15 protein-coding genes are annotated in these 18,218 nt (G+C 45.6%); 11 read left to right on the top strand and 4 right to left on the bottom strand.

Translation table 11 applies throughout. The features are described from left to right. Positions 1-129: 129 nt before the first annotated feature. Positions 130-1,617 (bottom strand): peptidoglycan-binding domain-containing protein, encoded by a 1,488-nt coding sequence (locus RID53_RS26785; protein ID WP_446390993.1) that lies wholly within the window; start codon positions 1,615-1,617, stop codon positions 130-132. Between the two features lie 260 nt (positions 1,618-1,877). Between RID53_RS26785 and RID53_RS26780 the strand changes: the two genes are divergently transcribed. Further along, positions 1,878-2,231 carry a DUF433 domain-containing protein gene (locus tag RID53_RS26780; protein WP_446390992.1) on the top strand — a complete coding sequence of 118 codons (354 nt, stop codon included), beginning with the start codon at positions 1,878-1,880 and terminating at the stop codon, positions 2,229-2,231. After that, positions 2,231-2,593 (top strand): DUF5615 family PIN-like protein, encoded by a 363-nt coding sequence (locus RID53_RS26775; RefSeq protein WP_446390991.1) that lies wholly within the window; start codon positions 2,231-2,233, stop codon positions 2,591-2,593. The genes RID53_RS26780 and RID53_RS26775 overlap by 1 nt, the downstream gene beginning before the upstream one ends. A gap of 301 nt (positions 2,594-2,894) precedes the next feature. Here the strand turns inward: RID53_RS26775 and RID53_RS26770 are convergent, their stop codons facing one another. Continuing rightward, positions 2,895-3,473: a Uma2 family endonuclease gene (locus RID53_RS26770; protein ID WP_446390990.1), complete on the bottom strand. Its 579-nt coding sequence runs from the start codon at positions 3,471-3,473 to the stop codon at positions 2,895-2,897. A 211-nt stretch (positions 3,474-3,684) separates the two neighbouring features. Between RID53_RS26770 and RID53_RS26765 the strand changes: the two genes are divergently transcribed. Next, positions 3,685-4,146 (top strand): XisH family protein, encoded by a 462-nt coding sequence (locus tag RID53_RS26765; RefSeq protein ID WP_446390989.1) that lies wholly within the window; start codon positions 3,685-3,687, stop codon positions 4,144-4,146. Further along, positions 4,134-4,469, top strand: a complete 336-nt coding sequence (locus tag RID53_RS26760) for a XisI protein (RefSeq protein WP_446390988.1) — start codon at positions 4,134-4,136, stop codon at positions 4,467-4,469. The genes RID53_RS26765 and RID53_RS26760 overlap by 13 nt, the downstream gene beginning before the upstream one ends. Before the next feature lie 130 nt (positions 4,470-4,599). Here the strand turns inward: RID53_RS26760 and RID53_RS26755 are convergent, their stop codons facing one another. Together RID53_RS26755 and RID53_RS26750 are read right to left on the bottom strand one after the other, a co-directional pair. Beyond that, the gene (locus RID53_RS26755; protein WP_446391023.1) at positions 4,600-4,770 is read right to left on the bottom strand and encodes an element excision factor XisH family protein; all 171 of its coding nucleotides are present in this window, start codon (positions 4,768-4,770) and stop codon (positions 4,600-4,602) included. Between the two features lie 243 nt (positions 4,771-5,013). After that, positions 5,014-6,312, bottom strand: a complete 1,299-nt coding sequence (locus RID53_RS26750; protein WP_446390987.1) for a glycosyltransferase — start codon at positions 6,310-6,312, stop codon at positions 5,014-5,016. A gap of 612 nt (positions 6,313-6,924) precedes the next feature. Between RID53_RS26750 and RID53_RS26745 the strand changes: the two genes are divergently transcribed. The 7 genes from RID53_RS26745 (at position 6,925) to RID53_RS26715 (ending at position 18,055) form a co-directional block, all read left to right on the top strand. Continuing rightward, positions 6,925-7,992, top strand: coding sequence for an interleukin-like EMT inducer domain-containing protein (locus RID53_RS26745; protein ID WP_446390986.1), 1,068 nt, complete (start codon positions 6,925-6,927; stop codon positions 7,990-7,992). 45 nt (positions 7,993-8,037) lie between these two features. Then, the gene (locus RID53_RS26740; RefSeq protein WP_446390985.1) at positions 8,038-9,396 is read left to right on the top strand and encodes a polyprenyl synthetase family protein; all 1,359 of its coding nucleotides are present in this window, start codon (positions 8,038-8,040) and stop codon (positions 9,394-9,396) included. A 248-nt stretch (positions 9,397-9,644) separates the two neighbouring features. Then, a complete protein-coding gene (locus RID53_RS26735; RefSeq protein WP_446390984.1) occupies positions 9,645-10,625 on the top strand; it encodes a hypothetical protein in 981 nt (326 codons plus the stop codon). A 751-nt stretch (positions 10,626-11,376) separates the two neighbouring features. Then, positions 11,377-13,041 carry a hypothetical protein gene (locus RID53_RS26730; protein ID WP_446390983.1) on the top strand — a complete coding sequence of 555 codons (1,665 nt, stop codon included), beginning with the start codon at positions 11,377-11,379 and terminating at the stop codon, positions 13,039-13,041. Continuing rightward, complete coding sequence (locus tag RID53_RS26725; RefSeq protein WP_446390982.1) at positions 13,038-14,108, top strand: hypothetical protein; 1,071 nt, start codon at positions 13,038-13,040, stop codon at positions 14,106-14,108. Before RID53_RS26730 ends, RID53_RS26725 begins: the two co-directional genes overlap by 4 nt. Before the next feature lie 68 nt (positions 14,109-14,176). Then, the gene (locus tag RID53_RS26720) at positions 14,177-15,100 is read left to right on the top strand and encodes an interleukin-like EMT inducer domain-containing protein (RefSeq protein ID WP_446390981.1); all 924 of its coding nucleotides are present in this window, start codon (positions 14,177-14,179) and stop codon (positions 15,098-15,100) included. Between the two features lie 375 nt (positions 15,101-15,475). Beyond that, entirely contained in the window at positions 15,476-18,055 is a 2,580-nt protein-coding gene (locus RID53_RS26715) for a DUF4912 domain-containing protein (RefSeq protein WP_446390980.1), read from the top strand. Positions 18,056-18,218: the final 163 nt, after the last annotated feature.

Raw genomic sequence — 18,218 nt, 5'->3', positions numbered from 1 at the left:
TCGGGGATCTTGCTTAGAAGACTGTAAAGGTTTGTATTATTCATAAATTTACAATTTTGTCAATACATAAAAAATCAGGAATTCAACCCTTGATATAGTGTAGGGTGGGCATTGCCCACCAACCTTAATTCACCCCAATTCCCCTAACGCCCCTCGACGAATAATTTCCGTCACTTCCGTCGCCATCCTAGCATCCAATTCCACCACCTCACGCTTCGCATCCCTGGGTTCTAACCGCTTTGCCCCCTTTAATGCCATGCTAAACATCACTAACTCTGGCACACCCATTGTACTGGGTTGAATAAACTGAACCAATGCCACATAAACCGCTTCCGCCCGATTCCGAATTTGAGTCACCCCATTTCCTAGTTTAGAAATAATCACCGGAGAACTAATTTTATCCTGTAAATCGAGTGCCTCTAATGCCACATCCGTTAAACGCGCTGCATCTGCACCCATCGCCCGAATCACTGATTCTAAACTATGCCATTGGGCACCGGGTAAGCGTGAGGATTGGGGGATGTGATAATGCCAACCCAACATCGAGATCATGCGGGTTAAATCATAAGCGGTAATCGTATTTTCGCCGCGATGTCGTTCTGATACACCTGTGAGAATCACGTTTCGGGGACGCCATAATCCTTGAGGGGATTGCGTTGATAATTCGGGTTCTGGGATAAAGGGTTCTTCGCCATATCTTCCTGTGAAAATCAAGTCTTGATTTCCAGTCATCCGTTTCAGCCAATTTTCTAACTCGGCGGGTGTGGAAAATTGTTTTAACATTGCCGCGAGGGAGTTGGATGAGGCAATGCGATAGTCGTAGGAGAGAATATCTTTAAGCACATTATGGACAGAGAGTTCTCGGTATTGTCCGCTTAAATCTCTGCCTCGAATCAGACAGGTATCAATATCGGTTTGAAAGGCATTGGTGTTGCTGCGAGAGACGACATTGAGAATGGGGATAATTTTACTACTACTCCAAAATTCGGTTTTACTCAGAGCATTTCTGCCTAGCCATTTGGTTTTGAAGTCTCCGTTGGCAAAACTACCGACACATAAACAAGCTTCAGTAATTTCTGGATGCAAAAAGCTTAAGCCTTGGTCATCAATCTCTGGCAGTTGTCCTACTGATGGGAAAGGTTGGAAATGGGCGGTGTCTTTGGTGACAGAAACCAAAGTTTTGCCATCAGCCTTCTGCATCAGACGGGCGGCATAATCTTTAATTTGGGTTTTGTAAGGAGAGGTATCAATACCTTTATAAAATAGGGCAGGTTTGTCAACGCTACCTTTAACGGATTCTTTTAAGAAGCTTTGATAAATTGTGTCTTTATTTTTGTCTTTAAGCGAGGGAAGGGGTTTGACTGTCTCAGGTAGTAGTTTTTGCGCCCAGCCTTTGCCAAACGTCTTAGTCTCCATGTTATTCAGGTAGACCGATTGACTGAACTCAGTCATGGCTTTTTCTGTCTGCTGACCATAGTCACCATCGATCCAAGAACCACCAGGGTAAAATCCTAAACGATTCAGTTGAGTTTGGATTTGCTTGACTAATTCTGGGTCTGTTTTCAGGGTATCTAAGTGAATTAGAATATCGTGATGGATAATATCGGTGAGCTTCATTAGGATATTGATTAAGAGTTTTAATTTAACGATGAGTTATTATAACCTAAATTGCTGACTTATTTAAGCAGTCGGAACTCTGAATCTATCCTGTAGGGTGCGTTAGGCACTTATTTGGGTTAATGTGAAAAAGAACGTGGAATTCTGGGTTAGGGTAGGGGAACGGTGCTGCCTTGTTTTCACCAGGATGTCTCGAAGCCAATAATAAGATCTATTTTGGTGTTAGAATAAACACTTATGCAGCATTAGAATAAATACTTATGCAATTAGAAGACTACTTTGATTTCTTAGCTCCTGATGATATTCGTCTCAAAGGAACACGCATTGGCATAGAACATATTCTCTACCAATATATCCATCGCGCTCAAACTCCCTCAGCCATAGCTGAACGTTATCGAACTGTAACACTAGAACAGGTTTATGCTACTATTTTATACTATTTACATAACCAAGAATCTGTGAGTACCTATTTAGCTGATTGGCTAGCCTGGAGTCATCAGATGCGAAAACAACAACAGAAAAATCCGCCACCATTTATTGAAAAGCTACGACAATTGAAAGCCCAAAAACAAGTAGATTCTCAACAAGATACTTCAAGTAAAGCCGTGATTTAATGACAATTAAATATCTCCTGGATGAACATATTCCCTTGGTGCTTCGCACACAAATGTTGCAGCGATACCCCCAATTGCAAGTTTGGGTAATTGGTGACCCCAATGCACCGCCTAAAGGCACTCCCGATGCAGATATTCTTGCTTGGTGTGAAGACAATAGATTTATTCTGGTTACGAATAACCGTAAAACAATGCCAGTTCATCTAGCCGAACATCTGGCAGGTAATCATCATGTACCAGGAATATTTATTATCAATGAGGATATGACCATGGGGCAAATTATGGAAGAGTTGATGATTGTAGCTGAGGCAGCTTGGGAAGATGAATACCAAGACCGCATTAGTTTTATGCCGTTACTATAAAAGCAGTATTGAGAAAGGTTCGATAGTATCGTGTCCCTACGCAATCAATGATTTCTGGGTTAGGGTAGGGGCACGGCACTGCCGTACCCTAACTAAAGCCGTAATTATAGGTTTTCTTATCTCCAGAACAAGGGACAATTGCCCAGTGTAAATAATCAGAAAGTATAGATTTTAGGTTGGGTTGAGCGAAGTCGAAACCCAACCGAATCTAGGGCTAAGGTTCCCCACTACAAACCCAACCTAATATAGGGTATTCTAAATAAGTCTTGTGGTGGGGAGAGGAAATCTACAAGATTTTGGCTTAGAAAACGGGTAACTCTAATATAAATCCAGGTAAGATATCCTCTCCGGATAAATTGGCGGGTAATTGAACAATCTCAACGGGCTGATTCTGACGATAAATTTCGACTTGTTGGACTTGGGGATTAATTAACCAGCCTAATTGTAAACCACTATTGAGATACTCCTGCATTTTTGCTTGTAAGTCGGATAGAGAATCGGTGCGAGAACGGAGTTCAATCACAAAATCTGGACAAATTGGCGGAAATTTTTCTTGTTCTTCGGGAGTTAGGGATTCCCAGCGTTGGTTGGCTACCCAAGCCACATCGGGAGAACGCTTTCCACCGTTGGGTAAGCGAAAGATGGTTGATGAACTAAAGACTTTTCCTAGTTGAGTTTGGCGATTCCACAGGTTTACGTCGGTAATTAAATCGGATTCTCGATTGCCACTCACTCCACCAACGGGAGGCATAATTAGTAATTCTCCTTTAGCGGTTTGTTCCAGTTTCCACGTTTCATTGGCTTGGCAGAGTTGGTAAAATTGCTCATCGCTTAAGCCAACGTGTTTTAAATTTAAAATGACGGGTGAGAGACTGTTCATGGAATATAAAGCTTTTCTTATAGCACAGCTTTGTATAGGACAACTCGCGATCGCGCTTTTTATTCTCGGTTTAAATCTTAGCATTTCTGTCTTGAGAAGGGGACGATATTATCCTGTCCCTACGCAATCAATTATTTCGGGGAAAGGGTAGGGACACGGCACTGCCGTGTCCTCAACAGGATGTTAGTTAAATCAGACATGGTGGGTATTTGTGGTAGAATTAAGAGTAAAAACGATTAAATTTGGCTGTGGGTGGGATGTGGCGAAAGATATTTTTCATAATGCTGTTAGGAACGGATTGCAAAAAGAGGGTTGGCTGATTACTGATGACCCTTTTCGGATTAAGATTGGTGATGTTGAAATGTATATTGACCTGGGGGCGGAGCAAGTTTTAGCGGCGGAAAGGGATGGCGAAAAAATAGCGGTGGAAATTAAGAGTTTTATTGGGGCGTCAAACATTTCGGAATTTCATACAGCTATTGGACAGTGTTTTAATTATCGTGTGGCATTAGAAGAACAAGAGCCAGAAAGAGTTCTATATTTGGCTGTTCCTTCAGGAATCTATCACGCTTTCTTTAAGTTGCAGTTTATTCAAACCGTGATTCAGCGGTTTCGGCTTAAACTCATTGTTTATGATCCGGTGCAGGAGGTTATTGTCGCATGGAAAAACTAAAAAAATATCAAAATTATGTCCAACAAGTCATAACTGACTATGCCAGTGTGGGTTCAACTCAGGACGAAATTGAACAACAACTAATTTTTGATCCAGTTGGCAACCATTATCAGTTGATGTATGTGGGTTGGAAAAACAGACGACGACAGCATGGCTGTGTGTTACATTTGGATATTAAAAATGACAAAATTTGGATACAGCATGATGGTACGGAAGTTGGTATTGCTAATGAATTAGTGAAGTTAGGAGTTCCCAAAGAAGATATCGTTTTGGCGTTTCATGAACCTTTAGTTAGGCAATATACGGGGTTTGCAGTGGGTTGAGCCGACAACTGGTTAAGGAACTGCCATCAATATAGCGCTACGCGCAAGTCAAAAGTCAAAAGTCAAAAGTCAAAAGTTTACTCCAACAGGGTTTCAGCTTTTACCAATGTCCTAACCTTAATGCGTAGTGCTATAACTGACGTTGGGGTTCTTTCAATTTCAGTGCTGTACGATAGTTAATAAATTGTCCAACTGCTAAATGAAAAACTGATTGAAGAGAAAGGGGTTCATCTGTAATTTCCCAACCGTCTTTTCCCAAGGCAAGTTCCCCAACTTCATGAAAGTTATCCTTTTTGGGTATAAAGTCTTGATAAAAAAACTAAGCTGTCATGCATTTAAATTGGGTATTAGTAGCGAGCAAGATGCAAAGCCTGCGGCATGGCTTCGCTTAACGCACTACAAGGCTTTCGCCATTATTGACATTAAGGTTTAAATGCCGAACAGCTTACTTCAATTATACTTACGGGTTTTCTGACCGCAAGGATGATGCCCCTACGGTGTCTTTTCCGTAATTCTCATCTATTAACTTAGGTGTGCTACATCACTACTTTGATTGCCCATTTTCCTGAGATCTGAGATAGGTTTCGATCGCGTCACTCGCCGCCTTGACTCCATCTTCTTGCTGCACCCGCTTTCCCACCTCCGCCGCTTTGCTTTCATAACTCGGCTCAAATAAGAGTTGTTTGAGTTCAGCCATTAATGTATTTGCACTGTACTCATGTCGGGCGAGAGTACGCGCTACCCCTAAACGCACTAACCGCATCGCATTATCGGGTTGATCATGGGCATAAGGTACCACCAACATGGGACGCCCCGATCGCAAAGCTTGTCCGGTGGTGCCGACTCCGCCATGATGCACAATTACCGCCGCACGGGGGAAAATTTCGGAGTGGGGGGCATAGTCAACTACAATCACCCCTTCGGGTAACTGGTTTAACGGTAGGTTGGGGACTCCTTTGCCCACCAATAACACCGCCCGGTATCCTAACTGTTGAGCTGCGATCGCACCTTCTAAATAGAAGTTTCCGGGTGTCCATACCATCAGCGAACCCAAGGTAAATATAATCGGAGGAGATCCAGAGTCAAGAAACCTTGCCAATTCTGGAGACAAGTTCTCCTGTTTGGCGCGATCGTAAAAAGGAAACCCCGTCACCTGAGTTTGGGGACACCAATCCGGTTGCGGCTTGGCTAGCTTTGCAGAAAATAACGCCAGTACCAAATCCGGCGAATGTTGACCTTCAAACACCGGATCACAACTGGGTGGTAACCCCAATTCCTCACGCAATTGACGTATCGGCGAACTCCATAACCGGGCTTGCCAACGAAATTGGCGTAAGCGGGCGTCATTGGCGACAACGGCTAAGGCTTGTTCATAAGAGGAGATGGTTGTCGTGGAAAGGGTTTGGGAATCGTAAGCCGACATAAATAGGATCGGAGAGAGAACCGTTGACACCCACGGAATGCCCGTTTTTTCCGCAACTAATGATCCGGCAAAACTTAAATGATGCGTTAACAGTAGATCCGCATCCTGTGTGGCTTCGAGTAACGCTTTGTATGTCGCCCTCAGATGGGGCATTAATAGATAACAGATCGTGTATTCACTTTCCCGACGGGATTCCGACAGCACGCCGATAAACTCCCCATCCTGCTGCATATCGATCGCACTATCGTAGCGAACCGGATGAAATCCAATCCCCTCGGCTTCAATCTTGTAGCGATACAGTTCACTTGTGGCAATAACAGCACGATGTCCCCGTGCTTGCAACTCCAATGCGATCGCCATATAGGGATGAATATCGCCAAAGGAGCCATAGGCGGTTAAAACAATACGTTTATTGGTCATTTGTCATTTGTCATTTGTCATTCGTCATACTCGCGCAAGCGAGAAGCAAGCTACGTCATTTGTTAGGGAACAGGGAACAGGGAATAGGGAATAGGGAATAGGGAATAGGGAACAGGATAATGGGCTATAGAAATTTTGTCTCCCATCTCCCTCATCTCCCAGACGCGCCATGGCGCGTCTCTACGTGGCTCCCCCTGCTCTCATCTCCCCATCTCCCAACATCCCTGCCTAATCCTGACAACTATTAGTGGTAGGATTATTTTTTAGCCTATTATTAGCTTGATGTAAATGAAGTTTGTTAATTTGCCTATCTAACCTCCAAAAATATATAGCTATCTAGTAAGTCCAAATGATTCGTGAACAAAAAATTAGGTAATTTTATCTCCCTGTCAGGGTTTAACCGGAAGAGATGTTCACATTTCATTTGTACAGTTTCAGGTTTAATCCCTCATCCTAGGATTCCCCAAGGAACGGTTAAGACTTAAGTTCACCGGACGGGAAGCCGAAGCAAGCACCCCCATGAAGAATCCCTCAACTCAAAACTCTACCTTACCTATTCACACCGAGCGGAGTCGAGGTGTTCCCTATTCCCTGACAAAGGACGAATGACAAATGACGAATGACTTAACAGTGCAAGTGTCCTCAGCCGGTTATGAACACGGGAACTCGGCGTCGATTAGGTTCAATACCCAAGACTTGGGTGAGAATTTCTACAATCGCGGACTCAATGTCGCCGTCTTCGATGAATTTACCGGACAACCCATTTTTGGCACGACGTTTGATACCTTTAACCCAGGCAACTCCGAGTCCTTTGCCCAATTTGTCTCTACCTTACCCCCAGGTCGAATTGTCGCCATTGCCATTAAAGATGATGCTAACTTTAATTTATCTGATCCAGGCAAAAGAGCCTGTAAATCCTTGGGAAGTCGCTTAATTGATCACCTGCAATTCCGCAGTTCTTGGGCGATAATTGGTCAAACGGGTGCTGCACCGGGAACGGCAACAGAAAAGTTGTCTCATGAGGCGGCGGTGACTTGTTCGCGGGAGATTACGGCGACAAAGGTTAAAGTTCCTAGTTTTGTTGTCGCTGTGACATCAGCAGGGAATAATTGGGGTAACATGGCTCAAGTTACCTGTAATGGGGAACTGGTTTCCTTTACGGGAGGATATCAACGGGGTCTAAATGTCGTTGTTTTTGATCAGTCCAATGGGCATCACCTTCACAGTCGATCCTTTGATTTCTATGCTGATCCCGCGAATGCAGATGCCTTTGCCGACTGGATAGAGACTATACCACAGGGTCGGGTGGTTGCGATCGCGGCGAAAGACGACGCCAGCTTTAATCTCTCGGATCGCGCCCAAGCCGCCTGTAAGTTGATTGGTAGCACCCAAATTGACCGTCTTCAATTTAGAGGATCGTGGGCGATTGTCGGCGTCAAAGGTGCTTCTGGGGGTGCAGTTATCGAAAATTTGAATAATTTTGGCTCCGTTTCTGTCAACGCCTGGTTTCCCTTGGTTGACTCTTCCCCAGTTACTCCATCCGTGGCTCAACCTGTGGCTGAATCGATAGAATCCTCCGAATCAGGCTCAGGGAACAAGAAACAAGTAATCATTATCGGACTTTTGCTGGCTATTATCGTTATTGTTGTCATCGGGGCTATTTTAATTAATAAGGACTAAATATAAAGGCTATTTCTGAACCGACACTCTAGAGGAAAATTGTTAATGTTAGGACTATTCTTATTTCTCGTATTTTTGACCTTCTTCAGTTTGTTATTGTATGACCCCAAAAAATTCCCAATCCTCAAGCTGAAATCTACACCCCGCCAAGTTTTACTGCCTCACCCCCCGACGCCTAAACCTTCGCCGCCAACGGTATCAGATATTGATTCAGGCAGTCGTAAGGCGATTGCCACTACCTTATCTGATCTTGCCCAATTAGAGGCAGCAAAGGATGATCAGGAACAATGTATCGTCGCCGATTCCTCTAAGTTTAATCAAAGCATTATCAACGAGGCATTACAGGGTTCGCGAGACGCCATTTTTGTCAAAATTGAGGAATTTATCCAAAGCCAGCGCCAAGTGTCCGGGGCTTATAGTCCTCTGTATGATCTATTAAGTGATTATCCCTTTCGCGTCGGGAAAATGCTGCGTCCAACGATGTGTATTAGTGTCGCCCGCGCGGTGGGAGGAATGGGACATTCGGCATTAACGGCTGCTGCTGCATTGGAACTGTATCACAATGCGTTTTTGATTCACGATGACATCGAAGATGAGTCGGAGTCTCGACGAGGAAAGGGGACATTACATCAAATGATTGGTATTCCCCGTGCGATTAATGTGGGGGATGCGACGAATGTTTTAGCGGTGGGATTGCTGCTGGAAAACTTATCGGTGCTGGGGGTATCCAAGGCGCTGAATATTTTACATGAAATTGAGTTCATGGCACGGCAATCTGTGGAAGGTCAAGCGATGGAATTGGATTGGGTGGCGACGAATCCTTCCCATCTGAGTGACCAAGATTACTTTACCATGTGCGTGAAGAAGACCTGTTGGTACTCCTTTATTACCCCTTGTCGGATTGGTCTCATTGTTGGACATCCTGCCTCCAGTGTCCAGGATTTAGTTGAACCTTTGGCTGGATTAACCCGATTTGGCATGATTTTGGGGATCGCGTTTCAAATTCAAGATGATTTATTAAATCTCCAGGGGGAAATGGAATCCTATGGCAAGGAAATTGGCGGTGATATCTACGAAGGAAAACGCACGTTAATGCTGAACCATGTTTTAGCCAACAGTAAACAGGAATCGGAGAAAATGCGGGAAATTCTAGCATTGCCGCGCACGCAAAAACATCCTGATCATGTTGCCTTCATTATGGAACAAATGCAGCGATGTGGCAGCATTGAACACGGCTGGAACGTGGCGCGATCGCTCGCTCAAAAAGCCGCCGATATCTTTGATAATTTGGAGTTTTTGTTCCCGGAGACCCCACTGCGACCCGGAGAACAATGGGTGTCTCCAGTTCATGACCGTCGATTTATGAAGGAGTTGATTAATTATGTCATTTATCGCAGTAAGTAGGTTTTGATTGTCATTTGTTATTCGTCATTTGTCATTCGTTATGGCTATTTGCCGTATGGATAAGTGATCAACAAACGATGATTGCAAAAATGTTAAGTTTTGAAAAAAACAGATGATTTTGAGCAGAACTGAATAAAGCTCGATTAAAATAATAGAATCCTCAGATTCAGGATAGTTGTTAAGTTCATTATAGTTCAAGCAAACTTGACACGTTCACAACTCAAAAAAACGAATAAGGACTGAATAAAATGGCTCACATTAAAGTCGAAACGGTCGATCTCAACCACTGGCAAGAAGAATCTTATGAAAAAGGTTCAGGCAAATGGGATATATCTCGAAATGGACAAGAAGTAATCCAGAAAAAGAATGGCAAACCTACGTTATTTTATAGTCCATTTAATGTATTTAATACCAAAGTCTCCGGTAAAATAAGCGTCGGCAACACTGGGGATGATGATTTTATTGGGTTTGCCCTAGGATTCCAACCGGGAGATACCACCAATAGTTCTGCTAAATATCTACTCGTTGATTGGAGGAAAGGTCAGCAGAAACGGTGGGGAGAACTTGCCAAAACCGGATTAGCGGTATCTTTAATTAATGGAGTTCCTAAAGATCAAGCGGAATTCTGGAGTCATACGGGTAAAGTCACTGAACTGGCGCGGGGAAAAACATTGGGCAATAAGGGATGGGAAAAACATGTTGAAAATACGTTTGACTTTGTTTATACCAAAACGAATTTGCAAGTCTCTGTGAATGGCAGCTTAGAAATTGATCTTGACGGCGATTTTAGTGAAGGGCGGATTGCGTTCTATAACTTCTCCCAAAATAATGTAACCTATAAAGCTTTTGAGAAAAAAGTCCTCCCCTCCGGTCAATTGCAAGTCCATGCAACTTTTGAACAAGGGGTAGAGTTCCAAAATCCTATGGATACGGCTGCTAAAATTAAAGTCACCCCCTCTGGTACTTGGTCGGTGAAAGACGGAGTAGAAATTACCGCCGCCGGAGAACCAGGGGCTGATCTGTTAAGTCATGTGACTTATCCGAACAATACCCCCTACGCCTTGGTTGCTGTAGATCAAGCGAGTGGTGAAGTTATTGAAGAGATCAATAGTGCTAAGACTCTCAGTTTAAAAGCGGGTCAAACTGTGATCTTTAAGATGAATGATGAGCCGGGATGGTATTGGGATAACAAAGGGTGTATCACTGTTGATTGGATGGTTCTGGATTAAATCATCATTGGTCATTTGTTCTTGACCTCTGATAAATGTGGAGACGTGCTAGTTCGGCACCATTGTAGAGACGCGCCATGGTGCGTCTCTACATAAATGATGTGTCCTAACAGCCATGGCGGTTGCTATACCTGTTCGCCGTTACCCTCTCAAAGGCGATAACTTACCAACTTTTATGTATTGACAAAATGCACAAAATAAGCATCTTAAAGGACTCTGGCAGAAATTAACCAATTTTGACCAACTTTTATGCATTTACATCCTGGTGTTCCATTGGTTATCGTTAATAGCATATTTAGATGTAACTAACTTAAACCAACATTTTGTAGGTTAGGTGTCTGAATCCTAGGCTAATTTTTATCGAAGCGTAACCAAGCTGACCCTTGATAGCTGAAGTTAGCCACAGCACCACCTAACCTACAACCTTTTTTATCCAGTGCTAGTCATTGACATAGAATGTCACTGAACGAAGGAGTTAGAGCCAGCAAAGCAATTAATTATGCCAGGAGAATACAACGACATAGATGAATTAAGCTGTCATGCATTAAGTTGGGTATTAGTAGCGAGCAAGATGCAAAGCCTGCGGCATGGCTTCGCTTAACGCACTACAAGGCTTTCGCCATTATTTACATTAAGGTTTAAATGCCGAACAGCTTACACCACCGTAATTTAACTTAATGAAAAATCGTCAAATAAAAGAGTGAATAAAGATTAAAATGGATTGAGTAAAACGCCGCCCGATAGGTGTTAAATGAGTCAGCGTTTAGAAAAAAAACTCGCCCTGCCCCAAGTAAGGTTAAAAATCCATTCCGGCACAGACTTAGTTTTCCAGCTCTTGATCCGGAATCAGCTTCATGAAGCCGTCCTGTTACGTCCGACTCTAGATGATTGGCTGCTCAATGACAGCGAAATTTTGCCCATTGTTAGTCGTTTAGATCCGACGTATGTTTATTTGTTTCCAGAGTATGAATCAACCTGTCAGTTAACGATTCCCATTCCCGACTATTTGCCGAGTGGGATCAGCATGAAAACCTGGTTAAGATTTCCGGGTTGGCTAGAAGACGCCATTCCCATTCAATTAGAACTCTTAGACACAACAGAAACCCGCGATCGCACTCCCGTCATCCATCCCTTAATGGTGACATTTCCACCACCGAGAGACAGCAAGGAAAACTATTTGGGAACGGCTGAACCCAGTACCGCCGGGATCTTTGGTCTGATGTCGGGATTAATCGATTTGGATAAAATTCCTGCCCGTTGGTTGGTGGCGGAACTGTTAACTCGGTTGTGTCAACATGGCACCAATTATGCCCAAACGCCCCAAGGGAATGAATTACTCAGCCAACTGAGTCGCACCCAGTTCTATCGCAATGGCGTTTATGCCTTTTCCTCAGCCCAAGTCCCCGCTTGGATATCGAGTAGTATCTCGATGGCGAATACTCTCCTCGCCGCGCAAATTGGACAACAGCATCTGCTTGCTATTTGGGAGGAATGGTTATTTGATTTAGCCCAAACTGATATTGAAATGGGGAATGGGGGAGATAGAAAAGATAGGGAAGATGGGGGAGATGGGGGAGTTCACTCAGAATTGAATCAGGGCGGGTTTGGCACAAACGTTACTACAAATAGCGACAAGAAAGTCGCTAAACCCGCCCCGACAAACCCGATTTCCTATCAGCCAAGCGAAGCGTCAATACTCAATACGCAAAACCCTGAACAATGGTTTGCGGGACTGATTTTGGGACTTGCCCAGGTGTCACCCAGACTGGCTAATTGTTTCCAGGCGATCGCGACTCAGGATTCAACTCTACCGATGATTGATCAAACCATTCCCGCCCAAGCCAGCTACAGTTTAACCACCGGATTACCGGGACTCGATGGACTTCCAGGACGTTGGTTGGTGGTAGAACTCCTGATCCTGTTGGCACAACAAGGAGATACCTACAGCCGCACAGAAGCGGGTTGCCAATTACTCAATCGACTCAGCCGTACTCGTTTCTTCAAGAATGGCGTCCTCGCCTTTGCCTCAGCCCAAGCCCCCCGGTGGCTGGTGATCAGTCAATCGGCGGCGGCGGCGTATCATTCCTCTCTGGGGGTGCAGATGGGACAAGGGGGATTACTTCATGTCGGCGAACGATGGCTGTGGACATTAGTTCCCAATGCCTTAAACGTTAAAGGGATGGACAACCCCGTTTCCGTATCCAATGCAGCGACAAAAACCTTCGTCTCCGAACTGGGAATGGATGCCCAGCGCTGGTTTGTGGGGATTCTGTTGGGACTGATTCAGGTGTCACCAAAGATGGCGAAGTGGGTGCAGGCGATCGCGGATCAAGCCCCACCGCCTCTCACGCCTACTCCAGCTTCCCCAGTCATGTTCAATGATGTTCTCAATGAAGGAGGTTCCCTGGGGCGATGAATGTCAACGAACAAGTTCTCCTTAACCGTGTCGAAGCTTTACGCATTCCCCTCGAAGATCCCGCCTTACCTCTGGATTGGAAGGATTGGTATCACTTTATTTGGCTGGATCTGAAAACAGGAATCCGCCTACTCGTCAACGCGACTCTCATCGGCAGACCGGAACAGGGGCAGATGCAAGTTAGCTTTATTGTCAACTTGCCCTCCACCCAAATTACCCCAGAACTGGAATCCTCTCCCGCAGTGGCAACTTTTGGTACAACTTTTAGCCTAGACTGGCAACCTGACATGGTATGTCGTCACCCCTTACGTCTGCAAGGGAAGGGGATAAATCTGGAAATTAATGGCATGAACTCATCGGTTCAAGTTCACGACGAGAGGGCGCAGCTTTCCCTCAACGTTCAAGGACAAGCTGAAGCCATGCCCCTATTAGTAACCGAGGATGCGCCATTCGGGAGTGGGTTTATTGGGTGGGGATTAATTCCAGGGTTAAAGGTTTCGGGAAACGTATCCGTTTGTGGGCGATCCTTTGCCATTGATCATGACTGGTTTTGCTATCACGATCGCAATTTTGGTCGGTTTCGCTGGGGCGAGGATATTGGTTGGGAATGGTTTGTCGCTTATGTTACGGACAAAAAGGGCAGATCGTTCACACTCGTGTTAGATAAACGTACAAATAAAAACCATTCCATTAGTGGTTTACCCTATATTTTTATCTATTCTGGCACTCGCTTGCGGAAGGTATTTTTGGGGTCTACGTTACAAATTGATTGGGATTGGTCTGCCACTGCCAGTTTACCGTTACGTCTGCCTGGAATTATGGCGTCACTGTTTGGCGATCGCACAGTGAGTATGCCTCAACAGTTACAAGTGCAAGCGGCAGATGATCAGGATCAATTGTCATTAACCATGGCATTTGATGCCACTAGCGAGTTAATTGTACCCGATAATCAGAGTCGCCAATATACCTTTATTGAAGAAGTGACGGGTACGGTTGACGTGACTCTGGTGCTGCAAGGGGAAACAATACAAGCAAAGGGGTTTGCCTATGGCGAATATGTTCATTAGTTCGTTGTAAGCGCTTTAGCGCTTTTAAATAAACATCATCCCGGTTGCATCAACTCTCATTAATTTAAATGACTTCTTCAACAGTAACGATAACAGTTCAATCAGCGGGTGGATTCATGGGAGACTCAGCCCTAATCACCCTGAACAACCAAGAAATTGGCTTTATTCACTATAATCGCGGACTGAATGTTGCTGTTATCGATGAAGTAACAGGACAACCGTTAGTTTGCACCACATTTGATACCTTTTTACCGGGAAACGCCGACCGATTTGCCGATCTGGTGGAACAATTACCCAGTGGTCAAATTGTCGCGATCGCGGTTAAAGATGATGGGAGTGCCAACCTGAATCAACGGGCTAAACGCGCCTGTCAATCCCTGGGCAGTCGGCAAGTTTACGGTTTGAGATTTCGCACCTCTTGGGCGCTAATTGGTCAAAAAGATGCCCAACCCGGAATCGCCCAAGAAGAATTATCGGATTATTCAAATGTCGTCTGTTCTCGTTTACTTCCTGTCTCTGCGGATGCTGTAAAGCGTCCCAGCTTAGGGGTAATATCGGCAGGCGGGAATCAGGGAAATTTTGCCCAAATCACCTGGAATAACCAAGAGATAGGGATAGAAGGAGGATATCAACGGGGATTAAATGTTGTTGTCTTTAACCGTCACGATACAACTCAACAAATCAGTCGTTCCTTTGATTTATTTGCTAACCCAGAGAATGCTGATGCCTTTGCCCAACTGATTGAAGATTGTTCCCCAGAACACGGTATTGCTATTGCCGTCAAAGATGATGCTTTTGTCAATCTTTCCGAACGGGCAAAACAAGCCTGTGAATCCATTGGCAGTCGCTTGATTCGCCATCTACAATTCCGCAGTTCTTGGGCGATTGTGGGATATAAAGATACATTAGCCGATTCCGCCATAGAACAACTGAGTCATGAGCAACCCGTCGGATTTCGAGTTTGGTTAGAGAATGTCTCGGAACTGAGTTAAGTCGGTGGAGTTTCATTAAAGTGAACGGTTGAGATTAGGTGACTCTTAACAGTAAGGGGTTGAGGGTGATTTATAAAACTGGCTCCGGAGCGTACTATTTTCTTTTGTCCGACTACTTAGTTAAATAAATCGAGCAGATGAGAGGGGTATGAGTCAAGTCAAAACTAAAACGTTATCTATTGGTTATGGTATCTTCGCCAATAATATGAATTTTCATGAACTATCTAGATCAAAAAAGCAAAATAAGATATTATATTTTTTTGCCATTGTCAGACATTCTATAAAGCTGACAAAAATCATTTGACATGGCTTGCGCCTCCCTTAAACGTTAACTCAAAAACTTATTAAAGAGAATCCAGGTTACTGATGATGCAGATGTTCAAACCTAAAGAGGCATTCCTTGCCTCAGGTATGCTATTTTTGACGCTAGGAACTGTTAGCCCTCAGTTCCGATTCACCTCCCTGCGGCTGAGTCCAGTATTGGCTCAGGTTTCACCGGAGGAATTCGAGGTACCGGAGTCCGTTCCCCGTGGGACAACAGTGCGGCTGGATGGTTCTAGCAGTATGGCAAAGGTAAATCAAGCCTTAAAAGAGCGCTTTGAGCGACAGTATCCCAATAGTGATGTTCAACTCAATGCCGCCGGGAGTACCGCCGCCTTAGAAGCCTTGGTTAATGAAGAGATTGATCTGGCGGCGATCGGACGCCCATTGACGGCGGTAGAAAAGGCACAAGGATTAGTGCAAATTCCCTTAAGTCGGCAAAAGATTGCGATTCTAGTGGGACCCAATAGTCCTTACAAGGATATAGATATTACCTTCGAGCAATTTTCCCGGATATTCCGAGGCGAAATTACCGATTGGTCAGAACTTGGGGGTGAACCTGGACCAATTCAATTAATTGATCGCCCGGACTATAGTGATACCCGGCAGGCTTTTCAACGCTACGATGTGTTTAAAGCGGCATCCTTTAGAACCGGAGCCAATACCACCCAGGTAGATCGAGATAGTACTGATGCCGTAATTGAAGAACTGGGAAAAAACGCTGGCGGGATTGGGTATGCGATCGCGGATCAAGTGTTTGATCGTCAGGATGTGACAATCATCCCCATGCATAAAGTCTTTCCCGATGATGAACGCTATCCTTTTTCCCAATCCCTGTCTTATGTCTATAAGGAACCTGCAACGCCTGCGGTAGAAGCCTTTATCGGCTATGCTTTAGATCCCTCTAATGAGCAGGCAGTTGACGAGGCTGTTGCCGAAACCACCACAGAACCAGAAGAGGCGATCGAAGAACCCGCCGCCGCACCCCAGCTAGCCCAGGCACCGGATTCTCCGGATTCGCCCGAACCCGCCGCCCCTGTCGAGGTAGATGAGGCTGATGTCGATGCCCAAGCCACGCCACCCGGACTGATTCCCTGGTGGGTGCCGTTACTCATAGCCCTTTCGTTTCTAGCTGGTGGTTTCCTCGTCTGGCTGCTTAAAAATCGCGATGATGATGATCGTTCAGCCCGTCGTCCTTTTGCTGGGGGAGCTGGGGGAATAGCAACGAATGGCAAACCCACAAACACAGCAGGTGTGGCTGTTCCGCCTCCAACCCCAGTCGCTGCCCCAGCACCAGCCCCAGCACCAGCACCAGCCCCAGCACCAGCCCCAGCCCACAGCAGTTTACATTTAGTCCCTTATGATGGCAAAAACGCTTATGCCTATTGGGACGTAGCCCCCGCCCATATCCAGAATCTCCAGCATCAAGGTGGCAAAGATCTGGTAGTACGGCTTTATGATGTCACCGACAGCCTGATTTCGCCCCATCAGCCCCCCTATCTCCTCCAGCAGTTTAGCTGTGAGCCTCAACCTCCTTATATCCTGTTGACGCTACCCGCAGAGAATCGGGATTATTTAGCGGAGTTAGGGTATCTCACCCCAGGCGGAGAATGGCTGCTCTTGGCTACCTCAAATAAGGTGCGGGTTTCTCCGACAATTCCCATCAGTCCCGCCGTCACCGCCACTCCAAACCCACAAGCTTGGCTGGCGCCATCGCCCTACCCAGCCACGACAACCGCAGCGATGACTGCACCCCCTTCCCCATCTGGGTATGGAGGAGGATATTACCCGCCAGCCCCCGCTCACAGTCGCCTCTTTTTAGTTCCTTATGACGGCAAAAATGCCTATACCTATTGGGACATTGCCCCCGCTCAAGCCCAATCCCTCCAGCGTTTAGGGGGAGAAAAGCTGATGTTGCGTCTGTATGATGTCACCGATAGTCCTAATCCAGAGCGGGATCAGCCGCCGATGCTACAACAGTTCGGATGTCAGGGGGAGCAAAACTATTTACTGTTATCCTTACCCGCAGAGAACCGGGATTATTTAGTGGAACTGGGTTACTTGACCCGTGAAGGCTACTGGTTACCGTTGACGCGATCGGAAACTGTGCGGGTGACGCCGATTTTCGGGACGGGCAATGTCCTCCCAGGAGGCATAGGTCAAGGTGAAGGAACCTGGCTGTCTCATTCCCCGAATCTCTCTCACAGTCGCCTCTTCTTAGTCCCTTACAGTGGCAAAAATGCCTATGCTTACTGGGAATTAGCGCCCAATCAGATTCAAGCCTTAAAGCGCCAAGGGGGAGAAAAGCTACTGTTGCGTCTATATGATGTCTCCGACAGCTTAGATCCAGACCGCTATCGTTCCCACTGTGTCCAGGAATATGATTGTCAGGGTGCAGAGAATTATGTGCTGCTCACGTTTCCGTCAGCGGATCAGGATTACCTAGCTGAGTTGGGATATCTCACGGCGAGTGGGGACTGGCTCCCTATCGCTGACTCGGAAACGGTACGAGTAACGACTAATATTCCCACCGACAGCGATACGCTGTTCTTGGTGTCAAGGGATCGTAACAATTCGTACACCTATTTAGAAGTTCCCCCCACCGTGTTGGAGGCACTGAAGCATAAGGCGTAGTTGTAGCTGGAAGCAGGGGAAGCAGGGGAAGCAGGGGAAGCAGGGAAAGATGGGAAAGATGGGAAAGATGGGGGAGATGGGGAAGATGGGGGAGATGGGGCAAATTGTGTAGGGGCGGGTTTCACGACTATCTTTTCGGTTACACCCAGATGTAAATAGGGCT

Origin of the sequence: Coleofasciculus sp. B1-GNL1-01 (assembly GCF_040220235.1) — a bacterium.
GTDB lineage: Bacteria > Cyanobacteriota > Cyanobacteriia > Cyanobacteriales > Coleofasciculaceae > Coleofasciculus.
The sequence above is the reverse complement of the archived record's forward strand: the minus strand, read 5'-3'. Positions and strand labels throughout refer to the sequence as shown.

Bases quoted from the DNA above. Each gene is read 5' to 3' on its own strand.
- RID53_RS26785 (WP_446390993.1), bottom strand. From the start codon at position 1,617: ATGAAGCTCACCGATATTATCCATCACGATATTCTAATTCACTTAGAT.
- RID53_RS26780 (WP_446390992.1), top strand. From the start codon at position 1,878: ATGCAATTAGAAGACTACTTTGATTTCTTAGCTCCTGATGATATTCGT.
- RID53_RS26775 (WP_446390991.1), top strand. From the start codon at position 2,231: ATGACAATTAAATATCTCCTGGATGAACATATTCCCTTGGTGCTTCGC.
- RID53_RS26770 (WP_446390990.1), bottom strand. From the start codon at position 3,473: ATGAACAGTCTCTCACCCGTCATTTTAAATTTAAAACACGTTGGCTTA.
- RID53_RS26760 (WP_446390988.1), top strand. From the start codon at position 4,134: ATGGAAAAACTAAAAAAATATCAAAATTATGTCCAACAAGTCATAACT.
- RID53_RS26750 (WP_446390987.1), bottom strand. From the start codon at position 6,312: ATGACCAATAAACGTATTGTTTTAACCGCCTATGGCTCCTTTGGCGAT.
- RID53_RS26745 (WP_446390986.1), top strand. From the start codon at position 6,925: ATGACGAATGACTTAACAGTGCAAGTGTCCTCAGCCGGTTATGAACAC.
- RID53_RS26740 (WP_446390985.1), top strand. From the start codon at position 8,038: ATGTTAGGACTATTCTTATTTCTCGTATTTTTGACCTTCTTCAGTTTG.
- RID53_RS26735 (WP_446390984.1), top strand. From the start codon at position 9,645: ATGGCTCACATTAAAGTCGAAACGGTCGATCTCAACCACTGGCAAGAA.
- RID53_RS26730 (WP_446390983.1), top strand. From the start codon at position 11,377: ATGAGTCAGCGTTTAGAAAAAAAACTCGCCCTGCCCCAAGTAAGGTTA.
- RID53_RS26725 (WP_446390982.1), top strand. From the start codon at position 13,038: ATGAATGTCAACGAACAAGTTCTCCTTAACCGTGTCGAAGCTTTACGC.
- RID53_RS26720 (WP_446390981.1), top strand. From the start codon at position 14,177: ATGACTTCTTCAACAGTAACGATAACAGTTCAATCAGCGGGTGGATTC.
- RID53_RS26715 (WP_446390980.1), top strand. From the start codon at position 15,476: ATGTTCAAACCTAAAGAGGCATTCCTTGCCTCAGGTATGCTATTTTTG.